Source organism: Gordonia sp. IITR100 (genome assembly GCF_002009645.1).
Classification (GTDB): domain Bacteria; phylum Actinomycetota; class Actinomycetes; order Mycobacteriales; family Mycobacteriaceae; genus Gordonia; species Gordonia hongkongensis.
Genome location: NZ_MVKV01000020.1, coordinates 32,038 through 51,640, shown reverse-complemented (window position 1 = coordinate 51,640; position 19,603 = coordinate 32,038). Strand labels below are relative to the sequence as shown.

Below are 19,603 nucleotides of genomic sequence, written 5' to 3'. Positions count from 1 at the left end.
ATACACTGCGCAGATGTCCACTGCCCCAGAGCCGAACTGGCTCGACGACGAGGAAATGGACGCCTGGATCCAGGTGGCAACCGCGCTCGCCCGTCTCCCCCACGCCCTCGACGCCCAGCTTCTCCGTGACGCCCAGATCACCCACTTCGAGTACGAGGTGATGGCAGCGCTGTCCGAGGCCCCTGACCGCACCCTGCGTATGAGCCAGCTCGCCGAACTGTCCTACGGTTCGCTGTCCCGGCTCTCGCATGTGGTCGGCAGACTCGAGAAGCGGGGATGGGTTCGGCGCCATCCGTGCCCCGAGAACGGGCGATTCACGAATGCCGTTCTCACCGAGTCGGGTTGGGAGAAAGTGGTGGCCACCGCTCCCGGGTATGTGACCAACGTGCGTGAGCTCGTCATCGACCGCCTCACGCGTGCGCAGCTTCGCCAGGTATCCGCGATCGGGAGGCGGATCAACACTCGTGGCACCGGTTCGACATAGTCCCCCGGAGCCAGACGGTCAGCGCGGATCGAGTCCGAGTTCTTGTGTGCCGAGCACGTTGAGCAATTCGATCTTTCCCGCTGCGTCCGTTCGCGGCGCTGCCGTCAGCACGAGCAACACCTGGGTTTCGTCCTCGGTGAAGAGCGCCTGACAGTCGACCTCGATCGCGCCGACCTCGGGATGGATCAGGATCTTGTGGTCCTCGAAGCGTCGGCTCACGATGTGGGTGTCCCAGAGTGTGGCGAACTCGCTGCTGCGGCGTCGAAGCTCTGTGACCATTGCTCCGGCACGGGAATCGGCGCCCATGACGCCGTAAGCGGCACGGAGCGAGGCGACCTGCGCACGGCTCTGCCGCTCGTGATCGTCCGCCGGGTAGCGGCCGCGTTCCTCGTCGGGGTACACGAACCACCGGTAGATGGCACTGCGGTCCATTCCGACGAGATGGTCGATGTCACCGAACAGCGCTCGCGCGCAATGATTCTGCACCAAGGTCTCCCCCAGTGCCGAGAGGATGAGGGCGGGGGTGTCGGTGAGTCGGTCGAGTACCCGCAGGAGTCCGGGCGCGATGTGGTCCGAGGCCGCCATCCGGTCCGGCGCGCTGTGTCCGGCGACCCGGAACAGGTAGTCCCGCTCATCGGCCGTGAGGCGGAGTGCGCGAGCGAGCGCCGCCAGCATCTGGGTGCTCGGTTGTGGGCCGCGTCGTTGTTCGAGTCGAGTGTAGTAGTCGGTCGACATCGTGGCGAGCTGCGCCACCTCTTCGCGTCGAAGACCCGTCGTGCGTCGCCGGGCGCCGCCCGGCAGACCGACATCCGATGGTTGCAGACTGTTGCGTCGGCTCACGAGGAACCCGGCCAGCGCATCACGATCCATCAGGCCAGTATCACGGCGTCGGTACCGCGTTGCCAGGGATCGGCGATCCCCCGATGGTTGCGCTCTGGATGACTCGCCCGCCGGATCCGAGACTCGATGACATGAACCTCACCGGAAACACCATCTTCATCCCCGGAGCGACCAGCGGGATCGGCTTGGCACTTGCGACCCGTCTGCACGACACGGGCAACACCGTCATCGTCGGCGGGCGGCGCACCGAACTCCTCGACCGTATCCGTTCGCAACACCCCGGGTTGCACACCGTCGCGATCGATGTCGCCGACCCGGCCAGTGTCGAGTCCGCCGCACGGAAGGTCATCGCCGAACACCCGAACCTCGACGTGCTCGTCGCGATGGCCGGCATCATGCGGGCGGAGGATTGGTCGTCCCCGGCAGGTTTCCTCGATGCCGCGGAGGCAATGGTCACCACCAATCTCCTCGGTCCGATCCGGCTGATCGGCGCGTTCATCGACCACCTGCGGTCTCGACCGTCCGCCACGATCATGACCGTGTCCTCGGGCCTGGCATTCGCCCCGCTCCGGGTGACGCCGACCTACAACGCCACGAAAGCGGCGATCCACATGCTGAGCGAATCGTTGCGCCTACAGTTCGCCGATACCGGGGTCGACGTCGTCGAACTCGTGCCGCCGGCGGTTCGCACCGACCTGCTGCCGGGTCAACGGGACAGCGACTTCGCCATGCCCCTCGACGAATTCGTCGATGAGGTCGTCCATCTCATCGGCACACAGCCCGCCGCCACCGAACTGCTCGTCGAGCGGGTGAAGTTCCTGCGGTGGGGTGAGGCGCGCGGCGACTACGTCGACGTCGTGGCGACGCTGAACGAGCAGGACCCGCACTGAGGTGGGAGGAGCGCGACCCCTTCGCTCCCGATCACCCGAGCCGGGCGATGGTATCGACGGCCGACTCCTCGACGGCGTCGCGGTATCCGCTCCCGGCCCAGAGGTTGATCCCGTCGGGGTCGTTGCTGGCGGCGCGTCGGATGCCACCGGTCAACGTGTTGACGGCCGGGTACTCGGCCACCGCGGCGTCGGAGAACCTGTCGGTGAACAGGTTTCGCAGGGCGCGTGCCGGTCGGCCGCTGAACGCCCAGGTGACCACGGTGTCGGTTCGGTCCGGATCGGCGAGAGCCGCCCCGTGCGCGGGTTTGGTGCCGGCCTCGGTGGTCCGCAACAAAACCGTACCCACCTGCACCGCAACGGGTCCCGCGGATCGGACCTCGTCGGCCCGGGCCGACGTGGAGATCCCACCCGCCGCCACGATCGGCAGCGGCACCCGGTCGGCGACCGCGCGGATCAAGTCGTCGAGCGGCTCTGTGGGAGGAGGGGTCCGGCGGTCGAAGACCGATCGATGGCCACCGGCGTCGGGACCCTGCACGCACAGCCAGTCAGCACCGGCTCGACCGGCGATCTCGGCGTCCGTGGCCGTGGTGACCGTGACCCCGACACTGCACCCGTGCCGGTGCAATTCGGCGACGACCTCGGGTGCGGGACACCCGAACGCGAAAGACACGAGCGGGATCCGCTCGTCGCACACCAGCCGGATCTTGTCGTCGAAGTGGTCATCGTCCTCGCCCAGGTCCTCGACCTCGGGAAGCGTCACGCCCAGACTTCGCGCATACGGGACGAGTTCGGCGCGGTAGCGGGCGAGGTCGTCGCGGTTCACCGGCTCCGCCTCGGGAACGAAGATGTTGACACCGAAGACCTCGGTGCCGGCCGTCCGCACGGCCGCGATGTCGGCGCGCACCTTGTCGGGAGTCTGGTACCCCGCGGCGAGCTGGCCGACACCGCCGGCCGATGCCGCGGCCACCACCAGTTCCGGGGTGCTCGGACCACCGGCCATGGGGGCGGCGACGACGCGGCTGGAGAGCTCACGCAGATCGAACATTCAGGCTTTGTCCTTCGCCGCACGGACCGCAGTGAACTGCGACAGTCGCGCCTCTGCCACCGAATCCATCTGCTCGAGCTCCATCCCCTTGGTCTCCTCGACCTTCCGGAGGACGTAGAAGAACGAGGCCGCGGCGCAGAAGGCGAAGAAGCCGTAGATGATTCCGAGTCCGACGGCTTCGGTCATCGGCGGGAACAGCATCGAGATGGTGAAGTTCGCGACCCAGTTCACGGCCGTGCAGACGCCCAGGGCGACACCGCGGATGCGGTTGGGGAACATCTCCCCCAGCATCACCCACATCACCGGGCCCCACGTCGCGGCGAAGGCGACCACGAACAGGTTGGCGCCGATCAGTGCGACCACACCCCACGGGTCGGGCAGCGTGATGTTCTCGCCCTCGCCGATCTGCTGGGTGAACGCGATACACGCCATGAGCAGGCCGATGAACATGCCCACCGAACCGCCGAGCAGCAGTTTCCGCCGCCCGATGCGGTCGACGAACAGGATCGCCACGAAGGTCATGACGACGTTGATGACGGCGGTGATCACCGATGTCTTGAACGAGTCGGCCTCGGAGAAGCCGACGGACTGCCACAGCGTCGTCGAGTAGTAGAAGATCGCGTTGATACCGACGAACTGCTGGAAGACTGCCAGCCAGATGCCGACCCAGACGAGCGGGTGCAGCCCGAATGACGGTCCGGCGATGTCCCTGATCGACGACTTCGCCTCGCGCTTGACCGTCAGCTTGATCTCTTTGACCCGCTCGAGGGGGTTCTCCTCGCCCGTCACCTCCTGCAGGATCCGGGCCGCCTCGGCATCACGGTTGCGGCCCACCAGGTATCGCGGCGACTCCGGGATCAGCAGCGCCAGCACACCGTAGACGACGGCGGGCACGACACCGACGAGGAACATCCACCGCCACGCCTCGAGGCCCCACCAGAAGTCGTTCGACGCGCTGCCGGCGCTGTCGGCGAGCAGGGCGTCGGAGAGGAGTGCCGCGAAGATGCCCATCGTGATCGCCAACTGCTGCAGAGACCCCAGGGCGCCGCGGAAGCGGGCCGGAGCGATCTCGGCGATGTATGCGGGAGCGATCACCGATGCGATACCGATGCCGATACCGCCGAGCACACGCCACAAGAGCAGGTCCGGGATGGTCTGTGTGAAACCGGTGCCGATCGAGTTGATGATGAAAAGCGCGGAGCCGAGCAGCATCACGCGCTTGCGGCCCCACACGTCGGCCAATCGGCCCGCGAACCATGCGCCGAGCGCACAGCCGAGCAACGCGATCGCGACGGCGAAGCCGGTCATCAGCTTGCCGAGGGCGAAGTCCGCTTCGATCGAGTCGACGGCGCCGTTGACGACCGAGCTGTCGAAACCGAACAGGAAGCCACCGACCGCCGCGGCGACCGTGACACCGATGACCTTCGCCGTGTGTTGCTCGGCGACTTGCCGCTCCGCGTCGGTCATGACGCCGTCCAGAGCGTTGCAGGAGTCCACCGCAGAATGTGTGTCATGTCCGTGACCTCGCTGTCCGGTTGCATGGACGCCGGGTAATCGACGTGGCGATCAATCTACTCGCGTGCATCGCCGAGTCTGACGGTAACGGACACAGTCGCATGCATAGCGCAGATACGCCCCACGGTATGGCGTGGGACGCCTCGGTGACAGTGTTGGTCTGGCGCGGACAGGTCAGCCGGTCTCCCAGACACCGGGATTCGCCCGGATCCGGACTCCGGACCCGATCACGTCGGCCAGCGGGGCGGGACGCCCGAAGTGATAGCCCTGCGCGAGGTCGCAACCGACCTCGGCGACCGTGGCGGCCTGCGACTCCGTCTCCACTCCCTCGGCGACCACCCGCATCCCGGCCGCGTGCGCCATGGTGACGATGCCGGCGAGGATCGATGTGGCGCTCGGGTGCTCGTCGAGAGCGTCGACGAAGGACTTCGCGGTCTTCAGGACACTGACCGGCAGGCGGTAGAACTCGCTCAACGACGACGCACCGGTCCCGAAATCGTCGAGCGACACGTGTGTTCCGAGTTCGCGCACGTTGCGCAACAGGGTGAGCAGGTCTCCGTCGAGCGGGTCCAGTGCACTCTCGGTGATCTCCAGGCAGAACGCGGCGGGGTCCATGCCCGAGCGGGTGATCGTGTCCCGGAGCCGGTCGGGGAACTGGCCATTGGTGAGCTCCCGTCGGGAGACGTTGACGCACAGCATCACCCGACGGAGTTCGGCGACAGCGGCCACCTCGGCGGCCGCTGTCTCCAGCACATAGTTGCCCACCCGGTCGATGAGATTGGATCCTTCTGCGAGCGGGATGAACTCGGTGGGCGAGATCGACCCCAGTTCCGGGTGACGCCAGCGTAGAAGGCTTTCCAGGCCCACCAGGGCGCCGTCGACGGTCGACACGATCGGCTGATAGTGGATCTCGAGTTGATCGGTGTCGGTGTCGAGAACGCGCCGCAGTTCCTCTTCGATGCGCTGCCGGCGCTGCAGTTCCTCCCGATGCTGCGTCTGGAAGCGGACGTAGCGCGCACGAGAAGCCTTGCGTGCTTGATACAGCGCGATGTCGGCATCGCGCAGCAGGTCGGTGGCGGTGTAGTCGTCACCGGCCTTGACCGTCGCCACGCCGATGCTCGCCTCCACCTTGAGCGGTTCGGTGCGGGTGCTCACCGCGATCGGCTCGTACACCGTCCCCCGGATCTTGTCGATCTGCTGCTCGATCTCGTCGGCCGAACAGGCGATCCCCAGGGTGGCGACGAGAACGAATTCGTCCCCACCAATCCGGCCGACCGAGGCCTCGTCGGGCGTTGCCGCCGCCAATCGCTGTGCGACGGTGTGCAGCACCTCGTCACCCACGGCATGGCCGAGCGAATCGTTGACCAGCTTGAAATTGTCGAGATCGATGTAGAAGATCGCGACGCAGAAGGCGTTGTTTCCGTCGTCGAGTCCGGCCATGTGCGACTCGAGTTCGCGGATGATCCCCGAGCGGTTGTACAGACCGGTCAGCGGATCGTGTACGGCTTCCCACGCCAGCTGGGTGCGTTCGCGGTAACGGTCGGTGATGTCGGCGAACGACACCAGGACGACCACCTCGGCGCCGTCGTCGTCGATCGGCCGGCAACTGCACGAGAGCCAACGCTCGCCGGCGGGCGTGGTGATCGTCGCGGTCGCGTCGGTGACCGCCTCACGGGTGCGCAGGCAACGTGCGATCGGTGATTCGTCGCCGTCGAAGTCCAGCGGCAGTTCGTGGACCCGGGCACCCGGGACCGCCTCGGAACCGAGCATTGTCCCCGCGGCCGGGTTGGCGAGTTCGATGTCGCCGTCCTCGCGAACGACGATGACCGCCTGGTGCAGCGCGGCGAGGATCGTCCCCAGCCGCTCGATGAGGGGACGACGGGTGGGTTCGGCGACGATGAGGAAACCGTCATCCATCGTCGTCACCGAGGTGTGGGCGAGAAACGATCGCCCGGTGTCGGAACGGCGGTGCAACTGATCGACGGTGCCGCCCAACGACACCGCCGCGTGCGGGTCCACGTGCGCTCCGACGACGTCGTCGATATTTTGTCCGATCGCCTCGGACGCCCGCAGGCCGTACATCTGCTCAGCGGCCGGGTTCCAGGAAGTGACCGTCATGTGGTCGTCGACGGCGATCACCGCGTTGCTGACGTGATCGAGGAGCGCCGCCTGTCGTCGCAGGGCCGATTCGATCGCTTTCTGAGCTGTGATGTCCCGCAAGATCACCTGATACGCAGGCTTGTCCTGCCAGACGGTGCGCACCGACGTCACCTCCATGGGGCGGGTGACCCCGTGCGCGTCGACCATCACCACTTCTTCGGGCACGGTCGACGCGCCGGCCTCCTCCCCCATGCCGATGATCCGATCGAGCATATGTGGCAGTTCGTCGGGATGGACGAAGTCGGCGATGGACCGTCCGAGCATGGCGTCGCGTTCGTCGACGCGAGCGAACGCCAGCGCTGCCGAGTTCACGTAGACGATCAGGCCGTCTTGATGGACCGCGATGGCGTCCGGGCTCAACTCGAGGAGTAGGCGATACCGCTCGGCGACGGCGGCGTCACTGGGACGGGCCATGGGTTCGGCATCCGGCGCGACGAGTCCGGGCCGGTCATCGCCGTCAGCCCTCGGTCGTCCCACCGCGCCGCCCCCTCCGATCGTCATCCCCCCGATGCCCATCCTCCCCCACGCGGCTTCGAAATATGGGCGCTGCGTGATGCAAGTGTGCGCCAACTGGGTATTCGAGCGTCGAATACCTGCGTGAACTGGTCAAATGTCGGGTTTGCGCGGGATCCTGAGGGCGGGTCGCCCACGAGGGCTGCCGCGATGGATCTCACTCCATCGCATATCGCACAGAAAGTTCACGATCATGACGATTCAGCGCTCGACCATTTCAGGCCTGGGAGCCGTGAGTGGCTACGGATGGGGCCGCGATGCACTGTGGAACGGTCTCACGTCCGGGAAGTCGGCAGCCGCGTTGCACCACGGTTTCGGCTTCGTCGGCGGGCAGCCTTCCGAGACGCGCGAGGGCGTCGGCGAATCCGGTCGGGATGAGCCCGGGTGGATCGTGCGGGTACCCGACGGCGGCGACCCGTTCGACGGACGCACGCGCTTCTCACGCGCGATGCGTGCTGCCGCACGAGAGGCCATCGAGGACGCCATGGCTCGGGGCTGGAAGCCGGGTGTGCGGGTGGGACTCGTACACGCCTGCGTGCTCGGCGATCTCGACATGTATCCGATGGTGACCTCGGGCGTCGGCCGGTACACCGGACGGCAGTACCTCTCGGTGACCCCGTCGACGCCGGTCTCCCTGCTCATGCAGGAGTACGGATTTCGCGGACCCGCGATCAACGTGTCGGCGATGTGCACCTCGGGCTCGGCAGCGATCGTCACCGCGAAGTCGTGGCTGGACTCCGATCTCGTCGACGACGTCGTCGTGGTGGCCACCGATTTGTCGGCCAAGCCCGAGGTGGTCGCGATGTTCGTGCAACTCGGCGTGGCGATCACCGACACCGATGCGCTCAGCGCCTGCCGCCCGTTCCAGGAGGGCAGCCGCGGATTCACCTTCGGTGAGGCCGCCATCGCGTTCACGATGACGAACCGGTCCGGTGACGGATACGCCGACGTGCTGGGCGGCGCGATGTCCCATGACGCTTTCCACGTCACATCCATCGACCCGGAGCTGACCAACGTGCGGTCGTGCGTGGAGCAGGCGCTGTCGATGTCCGGTGTCGACGGCGCGAGCATCCGCTACCTCAACGCGCACGGCCCGGGGACCCGCCAGTGCGATCACGCCGAGGCCACCATCGCCGAGACCATGCTGCCCAACGCCGAGGTGTTCTCGGTGAAGCCGCTGGCCGGGCACTGTCAAGGCGCTGCCGGGGCCGTCGAACTCGCTGCTTCGCTGCTCGGATACGAGCGGGGTGAGGTACCGGCGACCCCGCGCACCGCCGACGCGATCATCCCGCAATTGCTCGACGGACGAACCGATCTGGTCAGCGGGTTGACCCTCAAGACCTCCCTCGGAATGGGCGGACACAACGCGGCGGTCGTCCTCGCGCCCAATGCGTGAATGGTGTGACGAACCGCCGACCTCGATGCGGCCCGGGCTCGCCGCTCGGGCCGCATCGAACCGGAAATGCTGCGGAATACCGCGTCGCGTCCCACAATTCAGCAATGAGCAACGAACCCGATCCTCCGGTGGGCGATTCGACGCGGACTGATCCGCCGCCGACGTCGGGCGCTCGTCGGGCACTGACCCTGTTCCTCAACTCGCCGTTCGCGGGTATGTCCCCGTGGATCCTGATGGCGCTGCTCGCCGGACCCGGTAGGTTCGAGGAAGCCGCGGCGACGGCATTCGCGCTGTCGCTGTTGCTGGTGATCGGCGGCCACAAACGGGGTTCGAGCGTCAAACTGCTCGAGGTCTTCGACGTCACGTACTTCGGTTCGATGGCGCTCATCGCGTTGTTCGCCTCCGACGGCGTCATCAACTGGCTGGAGCGGTGGGGCGGGGAGATGACGAACATCGCCCTCGTCGCGTTCGCGTTCGGCTCGATCGTGATCCGTCAGCCCTTCACGCTGCAGTACGCGCGGGAGAGCACCGAGAAGGAGTTCTGGGACAGCCCGCTGTTCATCCACATCAACTACGTCATCACCTGGGCGTGGGTCGGCGGCTTCGGCGTCGCCGCGATCTCGGGCGCATTCGGCGATCTGGTGCTCGACGACCCGAACAACTTCTGGACCGGATGGATCATCCAGATCGGCGGCACGATCTTCGCGATCGCCTTCACCGAGTTCTATCCCGACTACGCGACCTACCGGGCTGCGGTTCGTGAGGGTTGGGCCACCGACGAGAAGCCCGAGAGCATCATGCATCTGTTCGGTTGGGTGCCGATCTACGTTCTCGCGATCGGCATCTCCGGACTGGTCACCGACTCCCTCGGGACAGTTGCCGGCGTCGTCCTCATCGTCGCGGGCGTCGTCGCGATCAACGTGTTCAAGCGGATGACGGCCGCCATGGACGCACGACTGGAGGCGACGGCGGGACGACCGACACAGAGCTGACTCGGGTCGGACGCTTCGGCGCGGCCCGATCGCTCGATCGGTAGTGTCGACGGCATGAAACTCGACGGCGTAGGAATCTGGAGTTCACCGCTACGGTACGGAGACACCGGGGAGGCCGCCGAAGCGGCTGCCGAGCTCGACGACCTGGGATTCACGGCCCTCTGGATCCCCGATGTGGGGGGTCCGGTGCTCGACTCGGTCGAGAACCTGCTCGGCGCGACGCGGAAGGCCGTCGTCGCCACCGGCATCCTCAACATGTGGATGCACGAGCCGCACGATGTCGCGGCCGCGCATGTGCGCCTCACCGAGCAGTTCGGTCCTCGCTTCCTCCTGGGCCTCGGGATCAGCCACGCGCCGTTGATCGACGCCCAGGAAGCCGGTCGCTACCAGAAGCCGCTCGCGACCACCAAGGCGTTCCTCGACGGTCTGGACGACGCACCGCAGCCGGTGCCGGCCGATGCACGAGTACTGGCCGCCCTCGGGCCGAAGATGTTGCAACTCTCGGCCGACCGGACCGCCGGTGCCCACCCCTACCTGGTGACCCCGGACCACACCAAAGTCGCCCGGGAGACCCTCGGCGACGGTCCGCTGCTCGCACCGGAACAGACGGCGATCTTCGCCACCGACCGCGACGAGGCGCGCGCCGTCGGCACCAAGTGGCTGAAGGGCTACCTCGCGATGCCTAACTACGCGAACAACCTTCGACGCCTCGGGTTCTCCGAGGACGACCTGAGCTCGGTGAGCGACCGCCTGTTCGACGCTCTGATCGTCTGGGGCGACGACGCGGCGATCCTCAAGCGGATCGACGAGCATCGGTCCGCCGGCGCCGACCACGTGTGCGTCCAGGTGCTCCAAGCCGACCACCGGGGCTTCCCGCGCGAGCAGTGGCGTCGCCTCGCGGCGGCGCTGGGCTGATGCGTACGGTCCTTGCGGTGCGAGCCACCCTCTGCTCCCTCATCCGAAGGAACGACATGACCATTGCTCCCTGAGGTGCGAGGAGCGCCAGCGACGAGCCACGAAGGGCCTGGTGAGACAGGTTGCGGAGCCCTTCGTGGCTCGCTTCGCTCGCACCTCAGGGACCAGTTATTGGGCTCGCACTTCAGGGAGCAGCTGTCGGGCTCGCACATGAGTAAGGTGCGGCGTCTTCACGGGATGTCCCGCCGGCGGAAGCCGGCGAACCCCAGCGCGACGAGCAGCACCACGACGACCCCCACCCAGACCAGTCCCCACCAATCCGGCTGGGCAGCAGACACATCCGGTACGTGATGAAACGGGCTGAAGCCCAGCGCCCAGTCCGGGAGTTTAAAGCTCGGGCCCAGGATCGTGAGCACGAAAGACGCCAGGACGCCCAGCCAGATCGCGGGCCGCACGCGGGGTCGGGCGCCGATGACGGCGACGGCGATGCCGACGACCGCCCACACGGCGGGGATCGTGGCGATGGACTGGAGGAACACGTCGCCGAAGCCGAGGCCGAGATCGGCCGTGGCGGCGAAGACGCCGACGACCAGCCCGGCAATGGTCACGAGCGCGGCGGGGACAACGAGGGCGACACCGGTGACGGCGCCGAAGTACCTCGGACGGCTGACGCCGGTCGCGAGCACCGCTTCCGCGCGGTCGTCGAGCTCCTCGGTCCGGATGCGATTGACGATCTGGACCCCGGCCACGGATGCGATGATCCCGACCAGGCCGAGAATCGTTGTGACGAAGGCCGATACCAGGTCCGCGGGCGACGCCGCGCCGGAGGCGAAGATCTGGGCCATGGCGGGATTCGCGGTCAGCAGGCCGCGGACCGACCGGGTGAAGTAGCCGAAGATGACGCCGAGTCCGACGAACGCGACCGTCCACGCGACGATCGGCGCCCGGTTGAGGCGGATCGCCAGCGCCAGTGGCGAGCCGATGCGGCCCCGTGCCGGGCCCGGCCGGGCCGGTATGAGTCCCTGACCGAAATCCCGTGCACGCTGCAATGCGAAAGCCGCTGCGCCGACGACGACCGCGAACGCGACGCCGATCAGCAACGGCCACCAGTGATCGCCGGTCGCGGGTCTGGTCTCCTGAATCCATCCCAGCGGATTGACCCATGTGGTCCACGTCGGTGCGTCCACCGAGAACAGAAACCCGCGCAGCACGAACAGGACGCCGAGCAGCGACACGGCGATCGTGGTGGCGGCCCTGGCGTCGGAACCCACCTGGGCGCTGACCGCCGCGATCGCGCCGAACATCCAACCGGTGACCGTGAATCCGGCGCCGAGCAGGAACGACGACCCCCACGCCCCACCGCACAGCGACGTCGCGAGACCCGCCAGGATGCCGATGGCGATCGAGCACACGCCGGCCATGATCAACGCGGTCGACAGTCGGGCGGCACGTCCGAGCACCCCCGCGGCGAGAAGTTCGGCCTGGCCGGAGTCCTCCTGTCCCCGTGCGGCTTTCACCACGATCAAGATCGCGCCGAGCGCGGCGATGAACCCGCCGAGTGCGAGGCTGCGCCACGCGACGAATCCGTCGACCGTGGCCAGGTCGTAAGCGGGTCCGAAGATCAGCCCGAGTGCGGGATTCGAGCCGATCGTCGTGGCGAATGCGGCGCGTTCTGCGGCGTCGGGAAACAGTAACGGGTAGGCGATGACCGACGACACGGCCAGTGCGGTGGGCAAGACGATCCACGGCGCGAAGCTGCGACCTTCATGGTGCAGGGAGGCCCGTAACAGCGGCGGCGTACCGATCGTCGATGCAGTCATCGCCTCACCGTTCTCCGGCGGACACGTCGTTCTTCTCATACAGCGACAGGAACAGGCTTTCCAGTGAAGGCGGTTCGACCGTCAGCGATCGCAGGCCGCAGGCGGTCAGCGCTGACATCACCGGACCGATCTGATCCGAGTCCACGGTCGCACTCAGTCGGAGCCCGCCGGAGTCGTGGTCGTGCGAATCGATATCGTGCACCTCGGCGTTGTGCAGTTGCGCCACGAGGTCCGGGCTCGGCGCCGAATCCAGCTCGGCACGAACGGAAGTGCGGGTGTGACCCCGCAGCTCTGCCAAGGAGCCGGTCGCCACGACGGCCCCGTCGCGGATGATGCTGAGCCGGTCCGCCAGGGTCTCCGCCTCGGCGAGGATGTGACTCGACAGCAGCACGGTGGTACCGCGGGCGGTGGCCTCCCCCACGACCTCCTGGAAGACGTTCTCCATCAACGGGTCCAGGCCCGACGTCGGCTCGTCGAGGATGAGCAGCTCGACATCGGATGCCAGCGCCGCCACGATCGCGACCTTCTGCCGGTTTCCCTTGGAGTACTGCCGTCCACGTTTGGAGGTGTCGAGCTCGAACCTGGAAACCAGGTCGGCCCGGCGCCCCTCGTCGAGTCCGCCGCGCATCGAGCCGAGCAGATCGATCATCTCCCCGCCGGTCATCGTCGGCCACAACGCGACGTCGCCGGGTACGTACGCCAGCCGGCGGTGCAGCTCGACGACGTCACGCCAGGGGTCGCCGCCGAGGAGTCGGACCTCTCCCCCGTCCGCGCGCAACAGACCCAGCAGGACCCGGATCGTCGTCGACTTGCCCGCGCCATTGGGCCCGAGGAAGCCGTGGACCTCCCCTCGCGCGACCTCGAGGTCGAGTCCGCGAAGCGCCTCGAACCTACCGAACGACTTACGCAGACCCCGGACGTCGATGGCGGGCTCGGTTCTCTGCGGGTTCTCGGAACGTTCGACGCTCATGCGTACCTCCGGCTCGACACGACGTGATGATCGTTCCACAGCGACTGTTGCAGCGGAGAAGGTTTGACCGTCGATGTCGGCGGGGCACACTGCCGCCATGGCGATCAAGAAGAACGACACCGTCCGCTGGAACACCTCTCAGGGCGAGACCGAGGGCACTGCGGAAGAGAAGCACACCAAGGAATTCACCTTCGAGGGGCAGAAGTTCAAGGCCAGCGAGGACGAGCCGTACTGGATCGTCAAGTCGTCGAAGACGGGCTCGAAGGCAGCCCACAAGGAGTCGTCTCTGTCGAAGAAGTAGTCGGCCCACGTCGGTCCGAGGACTCCTATACCTAGAACTGCTATGCTCATAGCAGTTCTAGGTATAGGAGTGCTATGTATATCGAGAAGGACCTGGTGGCCGCGTCCGCGACCCCGCTGGTGCTGGGAATTCTCGCCGAGGGCGAGTCCTACGGGTACGCCATCCTCAAGCGGGTCAGAGTGATGTCCGGTGGTCGGATGGAGTGGACCGACGGCATGCTCTATCCCCTCCTGCACCGTTTGGAGCGCGCCGGCCACGTCGAGGCGAGCTGGGGCAAGGCCGAGACCGGGCGGCGTCGCAAGCACTACTCGATCACGGCATCGGGGTTGGCCGCGCTCGCCGAGCGGAGGTCGCAGTGGGAGGTCGTGGCCGACGCGCTCGACCAGGTGTGGCGGACGGTCGCCCTGCCGCCGACCGCGGAGGGCCTGGCATGACCGCGGAGACCGAGCTCGAGAGCCAGATCGACCGATGGCGCGGATACGTTCTCCGACACCAAGCCATCGCCACCACCGACGCCGACGAGATGGAAGACCACCTCCGCGGGCAGATCGCCGACCTCGCCGCCGGTGGCCTCGACGACGACGAAGCGTTCCTGGTCGCCGTCAAGCGCATGGGCCGCGTCGATGCGCTGTCGCGTGAGTTCGCCCGCGAGCACTCCGACCGGTTGTGGAAGCAGCTGGTGCTGACCGCGGAACCATCCGGCGATCTGGGCCGACGACGTCATGAACTCGGAGTCGTGATCGGCCTCGTCGTCGCGGCCGCCACGACCGTCCGCGTCGCCGTCGAGGTCATGCCGGAATGGGTACTCGTCCGCAATGCCGCGTTGCTCGTACTTCCTTTCATGGCACTGTATTTCGGTTGGAAGCGCCGCGTCTCGACGCGAACCGCGCTCACGGTGATCGGTGCATTCGTCGTGACCGGAATCGTCGTCAACGTCTACCCGTTCGTCGACGACGGCACCACCCAGGCCATCGTCGCGATCCACGCGCCGATCGTCCTGTGGTTCCTCATGGGGGTGACCTACGTCGGTGGCCGCTGGACGTCCGGACCGCGTCGGATGGACTTCATCCGGTTCACTGGCGAATGGGTCGTGTATGCAACGCTTCTCGGCCTCGGTGCGGGAGTCCTCACCGGCCTGACCGCGGGGGCATTCGGTGCGCTCGACATCGACGTCGACACCGTGATCTCCCAGTGGCTGGCGCCCATCGCCGCGCCCGGCATCGTCCTGCTGGCGGCATGGCTGGTGGAGGCGAAGCAGAGCGTGGTCGAGAACATCGCACCGGTGTTGACCAAGGTCTTCACGCCCGTCACCGCGGTGATGCTCGTCGTGCTGCTGATCGCGATGGTGACCAGTGGCGACGTCGTGGACGTCGACCGTGAACTGCTGATCCTGGTGGACCTGATACTCGTGGTCGTGCTCGGCTTGCTGCTGTACGCGATCTCGGCGCGCGATCCGCATCTGCGCCCGGAACTCTTCGACCGCTTGCAGCTGATTCTGGTCGTGACCGCACTCGCGGTCGACGCGGTGATGCTGACGATCATGGCGTCGCGGATCGCGGAGTTCGGGTTCACGGCCAACAAGACGGTGGCGCTCGGTCTCAATCTCGTCCTGCTGGTGAACTTGTCGTGGGCGGCGTACCTGCTCTTCGGTTTCGTCCGCCGCCGCCGCGGGTTCGATGCGACAGAGCGGTGGCAGACCGACTACCTGCCGGTGTTCGCACTCTGGGCGGCCGCGGTCGTCGTCGTGGTACCGATGCTGTTCGATTTCGCCTGACCGCACCAAAATGCCGCGCCGACTAGGCGGCGCCGGGAGCGAAGCGGGCGGGCCGAATACATGCGAGCCGCGTAGACTCCGCGACCATGGCGATCGTCAACCGAGGGTTCGTGGGGCGCCGCGACCGCGACGCGCGGCGTCTCCCTCCCGGTCAGTACACGACACTCGATTTCCCGGTCCTGTCCGCGGAGCCGACACCCGCGATCGTTCCGAATGACTGGATGCTGGCCGTGCAATCCGCGGACCACCGGGCCGCCACGTTCACATGGGACCAGTTCCAGGAACTGCCGCACGACGACATCACCACCGACATCCACTGCGTCACGCGGTGGTCGAAATTCGACACCCGGTGGCGGGGGGTCTCGTTCGACACCTTGCTGCAGGCGCTGCCGTGGGAACCGGCCCCGTTCGTGATGGCGCACTGCCACGGCGGATACACCACCAACGTGCCGCTCGCCGATCTCGTCGACGGCCGCGGCTGGATCGCCGACACCTATGACGGCGAACCCCTGTCCGCCGAGCACGGCGGCCCGGCTCGCCTCCTCGTGCCACACCTGTACTTCTGGAAGAGCGCCAAATGGGTTCGGCGACTTCGTTTCATGGCCGAAGACGCGCCTGGATTCTGGGAGGAACGCGGGTACCACATGTACGGCGACCCCTGGCGCGAACAGCGCTACTCGTGACGACCTGGCATCTCACGACGGTCACCGCGGTCGTCGACCTCACCCCAACCGCGCGAGCGCTGCGCCTCGCTCTCCCCGAGGCCGTCCACGCATTGCCCGGCCAGCACGTCGACATCCGGTTGACCGCCGAGGACGGCTACTCCACCGCACGCGCCTACTCGTTGTCCGACGTCCGCGAGACCCGGTCGATCGAGGTGACCGTCGAACGACTCGAAGACGGTGAGGTGTCGCCCTACCTCGTCGACATGGTGGAGGTCGGCGACCCGTTGGAGATCAGCGATCCGCACGGATACTGGTTCACCTGGCCGTCCGGCGACGACCGTCCCGTCCAACTGATCGGCGGTGGCTCCGGGATCGCGCCACTCATGTCGATGATCCGCAGCCGCGAGGTCGAGGCGCCGCAGACCCCCTTCTCCCTCGTGTACTCGGTCCGCAGTCCCGAACGCGTCTACTACCGCGATGAGATCCGGCAGTTGATCGCGCACCGCCGCATGGATGTTCACCTGATCCACACCCGGGTGGCACCCGACGACGCGACGCGGCCCGCGGGACGTCTCACCGCCGACGAACTCGCCGCGCTGACCATGGATCCGGCCACTTCGCCGACCGTGTTCATCTGCGGTCCGAACCGGTTCGTCGAGAACTGCGCACAGTGGATGGTCGAGGCCGGACACGACCGCACCCGCATCCGGACCGAGCGATTCGGTGAGTGACCCCGGGACGCTTCGACGATTTTCCCAAGCAAGTGCTTGATCGGCACGTAGCGTAGCGGCATGACCTCTGTGTACGACTTCACCGCCACCGGCATCGACGGCGATCCCGTCGAACTCTCGCAGTTCCAGGGCTCTCCCCTGCTCATCGTGAACACCGCCTCGCAGTGCGGGTTCACCCCGCAGTACCGCGGTCTGGAGGCACTGCACCGGGATTACGCCGACAAGGGTCTGCGAGTGCTCGGCTTCCCGTGCGATCAGTTCGGGCACCAGGAGCCGGGCGACGAGGAGGAGATCAAGAACTTCTGCTCGCTGACCTACGACGTGACCTTCCCGATGTTCGCGAAGGTCGATGTGAACGGTCCCGACGCCCACCCGCTGTTCGCGTGGTTGCGGGACCAGAAATCCGGCGTGCTCGGCGGCCGGATCAAATGGAACTTCACCAAGTTCCTCATCGGACGGGACGGGTCCGTCGTCGCGCGATACTCGCCGACGACCAAGCCGGAGAAACTCGCCGGATCCATCGAAGAACAGCTGTGATGGAGACGCCCGTGAGCACCGACAGCACCATCAGCCGAAGCGGTTCGTTCGTCCGCGTGACGATCGCCTACGTGCTGGCCTTCGCGGTCGCCGCCGCCTGGCTAGTCTGGGGTCCGGCCACCGCCTACCTCTGGATCGACACCTTGATCGCCGATCTGCTCGCCACCCTCGTGATCTTCGCGTTCAGCCGGTTCTACGGGAATTCGAGCTTCTACGACGCCTATTGGAGCGTCGTGCCGCCCGCGCTGTTCATCTACTGGTGGGCCGCCGGTGACGTCGGGATCGACGCTGTGCACTGCTGGGTCATCGCCGTCGTCATCGGTGCCTGGGCGATCCGTCTGACCGCGAACTGGGCGATCGGCTGGCCGGGTCTCCACCACGAGGACTGGCGGTACCCGATGCTGAAGGCCGGTGCCGGCCGGGCGGAACTGCCCGTCGACCTGATGGCGATCCACGTCTTCCCCACCATCCAGGTGTTTCTCGGCATGATCCCGATCTACGTCACGGTCACTCATACCGGCGGCGTGCTCGCGTGGCTGACGGCGGTTGCGGCCGTCGTCGGACTCGCTGCGACGGCGCTCGAGTACGTCGCCGACGGGCAGCTGCGACGGTTCGCCGCTCACCGAAAACCGGGCGCCGTCCTCGACACCGGAGTGTGGGCCTGGTCGAGACACCCGAACTACTTCGGCGAGGTCCTGTTCTGGGTGTCGATGGCCCTGTTCGGGCTCGCCGCCTCGCCCGGTGACTGGTGGTGGCTGTTCGTGGGCGCGGTCTTGATGCTGGCGATGTTCCTCGGCGCGAGCATCCCCATGATGGAGAAGCGCAGTCTGGAGCGGCGCCCCGGTTACCAGGACGTCATCGACCGGGTGCCTCGCTTCGTCCCCCGACCCCCGCGCTCGGCCGCACATCCGCCGGATCAGGTCACTGCGTGAGCCGACCACGCGTCGTCGTCGCCGGTCTCGGTGATTCCGGGGTGCTGACCGCGATCCATCTCGCCCGGCATGCCGACGTCGTGGGCATCTCGTCGAAGCCGGGGCTTGTCAGCGGGCAGGAACTCGGGCTGCGGATCAGCCGGCCCGATGCGTGGGCGCGCGACTACCGGATTCCGTTCAGGCGCTTCCGGAAGCTCGACGACATCCGGACCGTCCACGGCACACTGACGGGTGCCGACCTCGGTGACCGCACCGTCACCGTCGCCGACGCCAACGGCACCGAGAGGGTCGAGCGTTTCGACGCGCTGGTCATCTCCACCGGCGTGCGGAATGGGTTCTGGAGACATCCGGAACTGCAGTCGGAAGCCGACGTCGACGCCGAGTTGCGCTCGGCTCATGCACGGTTCGCTGATGCCGAGACCATCGCGGTGATCGGTGGCGGTGCGGCGGCGGTGAGTGCCGCCGCCAACCTGGCGCAGACCTGGCCGGGCAAGCGAATCGACCTGTATCACCCGGGCGAACGTGCTCTGCCGCAGCATCATCCGCGGACATGGGCCATCGTCCTTGCGCGGTTGCGCCGGCTCGGCGTCGGCGTGCACGGCGGCCATCGTGCGGTCGTGCCCGACGGATTCGGCTGCGACGAGATCACTCCGGGGCCGGTGAACTTCTCGACAGGGCAGTCGCCGGTGGAGGCCGATGCCGTGCTCTGGGCCATCGGCCGGGTGAGACCGAACACGGAGTGGCTTCCGCGGGAGGTGCTCGATCCGTCGGGCTTCGTGCGCGTGACGGCCGAACTGCGCGTACCCGGAGCGGATCTCGTCTACGCGATCGGCGACGTCGCGGCGACCGACGACCTCCGCAGTTCCGCTCGGAATCGTGCCGATCGTCTGCTCGCACACAACATCCGGTCCGACCTCACCGGGCGGCCGGGCCGTGCGCGGCGCTACGCTCCCCCACGGCGGCGTTGGGGTTCGGTGCTCGGTGTCCAGGCCGACGGTCTGCAGGTGTTCGCGCCCAACGGGCGACCGTTCCGATTCCCGGCGTGGTCGGTCGACACGATCCTGCAACCGTGGATCGTCCGTCGCGGAATCTACGGCGGCATCCGGAAGCGGTGAGTGCACGG

At 67.1% G+C, this 19,603-nt stretch carries 19 protein-coding genes; 13 read left to right on the top strand and 6 right to left on the bottom strand.

Annotated elements, in window-relative coordinates; translation table 11 throughout:
* Nucleotides 1–13: 13 nt before the first annotated feature.
* Complete coding sequence (locus B1818_RS20800) at nucleotides 14–484, top strand: MarR family winged helix-turn-helix transcriptional regulator (RefSeq protein WP_068972501.1); 471 nt, start codon at nucleotides 14–16, stop codon at nucleotides 482–484.
* An 18-nt stretch (nucleotides 485–502) separates the two neighbouring features.
* On the opposite strand, the gene B1818_RS20795 is transcribed toward B1818_RS20800, so the two are convergent.
* Nucleotides 503–1,354, bottom strand: a complete 852-nt coding sequence (locus tag B1818_RS20795; RefSeq protein ID WP_068972500.1) for a helix-turn-helix transcriptional regulator — start codon at nucleotides 1,352–1,354, stop codon at nucleotides 503–505.
* A 101-nt stretch (nucleotides 1,355–1,455) separates the two neighbouring features.
* On the opposite strand from B1818_RS20795, the gene B1818_RS20790 reads away from it, so the two are divergent.
* Nucleotides 1,456–2,214: an SDR family oxidoreductase gene (locus B1818_RS20790; RefSeq protein WP_058250524.1), complete on the top strand. Its 759-nt coding sequence runs from the start codon at nucleotides 1,456–1,458 to the stop codon at nucleotides 2,212–2,214.
* Nucleotides 2,215–2,245: 31 nt separating this feature from the next.
* Here B1818_RS20790 and B1818_RS20785 read toward each other — a convergent pair whose 3' ends face one another.
* From B1818_RS20785 to B1818_RS20775, 3 genes are all read right to left on the bottom strand, one after another.
* Nucleotides 2,246–3,259: a nitronate monooxygenase family protein gene (locus B1818_RS20785; protein WP_058250523.1), complete on the bottom strand. Its 1,014-nt coding sequence runs from the start codon at nucleotides 3,257–3,259 to the stop codon at nucleotides 2,246–2,248.
* Nucleotides 3,260–4,726 (bottom strand): sugar porter family MFS transporter, encoded by a 1,467-nt coding sequence (locus B1818_RS20780; RefSeq protein ID WP_058250601.1) that lies wholly within the window; start codon nucleotides 4,724–4,726, stop codon nucleotides 3,260–3,262.
* A 222-nt stretch (nucleotides 4,727–4,948) separates the two neighbouring features.
* Nucleotides 4,949–7,348 (bottom strand): EAL domain-containing protein, encoded by a 2,400-nt coding sequence (locus B1818_RS20775; RefSeq protein ID WP_231742292.1) that lies wholly within the window; start codon nucleotides 7,346–7,348, stop codon nucleotides 4,949–4,951.
* Nucleotides 7,349–7,640: 292 nt separating this feature from the next.
* Here B1818_RS20775 and B1818_RS20770 point away from each other — a divergent pair, with 292 nt between their 5' ends.
* The 3 genes from B1818_RS20770 to B1818_RS20760 all read left to right on the top strand — a co-directional run bounded on the left by B1818_RS20770 (nucleotide 7,641) and on the right by B1818_RS20760 (nucleotide 10,750).
* Nucleotides 7,641–8,843: a beta-ketoacyl synthase N-terminal-like domain-containing protein gene (locus B1818_RS20770; RefSeq protein WP_058250522.1), complete on the top strand. Its 1,203-nt coding sequence runs from the start codon at nucleotides 7,641–7,643 to the stop codon at nucleotides 8,841–8,843.
* Nucleotides 8,844–8,947: 104 nt separating this feature from the next.
* On the top strand, nucleotides 8,948–9,835 hold the full coding sequence (locus B1818_RS20765) for a hypothetical protein (protein WP_231742282.1): 888 nt from the start codon (nucleotides 8,948–8,950) through the stop codon (nucleotides 9,833–9,835).
* Between the two features lie 54 nt (nucleotides 9,836–9,889).
* Nucleotides 9,890–10,750 carry an LLM class F420-dependent oxidoreductase gene (locus tag B1818_RS20760; protein WP_058250520.1) on the top strand — a complete coding sequence of 287 codons (861 nt, stop codon included), beginning with the start codon at nucleotides 9,890–9,892 and terminating at the stop codon, nucleotides 10,748–10,750.
* 230 nt (nucleotides 10,751–10,980) lie between these two features.
* Here B1818_RS20760 and B1818_RS20755 read toward each other — a convergent pair whose 3' ends face one another.
* Together B1818_RS20755 and B1818_RS20750 are read right to left on the bottom strand one after the other, a co-directional pair.
* Entirely contained in the window at nucleotides 10,981–12,570 is a 1,590-nt protein-coding gene (locus tag B1818_RS20755) for an ABC transporter permease (RefSeq protein WP_058250519.1), read from the bottom strand.
* Nucleotides 12,571–12,574: 4 nt separating this feature from the next.
* Entirely contained in the window at nucleotides 12,575–13,540 is a 966-nt protein-coding gene (locus B1818_RS20750; protein WP_058250599.1) for an ABC transporter ATP-binding protein, read from the bottom strand.
* Nucleotides 13,541–13,637: 97 nt separating this feature from the next.
* Between B1818_RS20750 and B1818_RS20745 the strand changes: the two genes are divergently transcribed.
* From B1818_RS20745 to B1818_RS20710, 8 genes are all read left to right on the top strand, one after another.
* Nucleotides 13,638–13,841 (top strand): DUF2945 domain-containing protein, encoded by a 204-nt coding sequence (locus tag B1818_RS20745; protein WP_058250518.1) that lies wholly within the window; start codon nucleotides 13,638–13,640, stop codon nucleotides 13,839–13,841.
* 74 nt (nucleotides 13,842–13,915) lie between these two features.
* Nucleotides 13,916–14,275, top strand: a complete 360-nt coding sequence (locus B1818_RS20740) for a PadR family transcriptional regulator (protein ID WP_058250517.1) — start codon at nucleotides 13,916–13,918, stop codon at nucleotides 14,273–14,275.
* Complete coding sequence (locus B1818_RS20735; RefSeq protein ID WP_058250516.1) at nucleotides 14,272–15,615, top strand: permease prefix domain 1-containing protein; 1,344 nt, start codon at nucleotides 14,272–14,274, stop codon at nucleotides 15,613–15,615. Before B1818_RS20740 ends, B1818_RS20735 begins: the two co-directional genes overlap by 4 nt.
* A gap of 86 nt (nucleotides 15,616–15,701) precedes the next feature.
* On the top strand, nucleotides 15,702–16,298 hold the full coding sequence (locus B1818_RS20730; protein WP_058250515.1) for a sulfite oxidase-like oxidoreductase: 597 nt from the start codon (nucleotides 15,702–15,704) through the stop codon (nucleotides 16,296–16,298).
* A complete protein-coding gene (locus tag B1818_RS20725; RefSeq protein WP_058250514.1) occupies nucleotides 16,295–17,011 on the top strand; it encodes a ferredoxin reductase in 717 nt (238 codons plus the stop codon). Before B1818_RS20730 ends, B1818_RS20725 begins: the two co-directional genes overlap by 4 nt.
* Before the next feature lie 60 nt (nucleotides 17,012–17,071).
* Nucleotides 17,072–17,548, top strand: coding sequence for a glutathione peroxidase (locus tag B1818_RS20720; protein ID WP_058250513.1), 477 nt, complete (start codon nucleotides 17,072–17,074; stop codon nucleotides 17,546–17,548).
* Complete coding sequence (locus tag B1818_RS20715) at nucleotides 17,548–18,480, top strand: DUF1295 domain-containing protein (RefSeq protein ID WP_078113851.1); 933 nt, start codon at nucleotides 17,548–17,550, stop codon at nucleotides 18,478–18,480. The genes B1818_RS20720 and B1818_RS20715 overlap by 1 nt, the downstream gene beginning before the upstream one ends.
* Entirely contained in the window at nucleotides 18,477–19,595 is a 1,119-nt protein-coding gene (locus B1818_RS20710) for an FAD-dependent oxidoreductase (protein WP_058250512.1), read from the top strand. The genes B1818_RS20715 and B1818_RS20710 overlap by 4 nt, the downstream gene beginning before the upstream one ends.
* The last annotated feature ends 8 nt before the right edge of the window (nucleotides 19,596–19,603 follow it).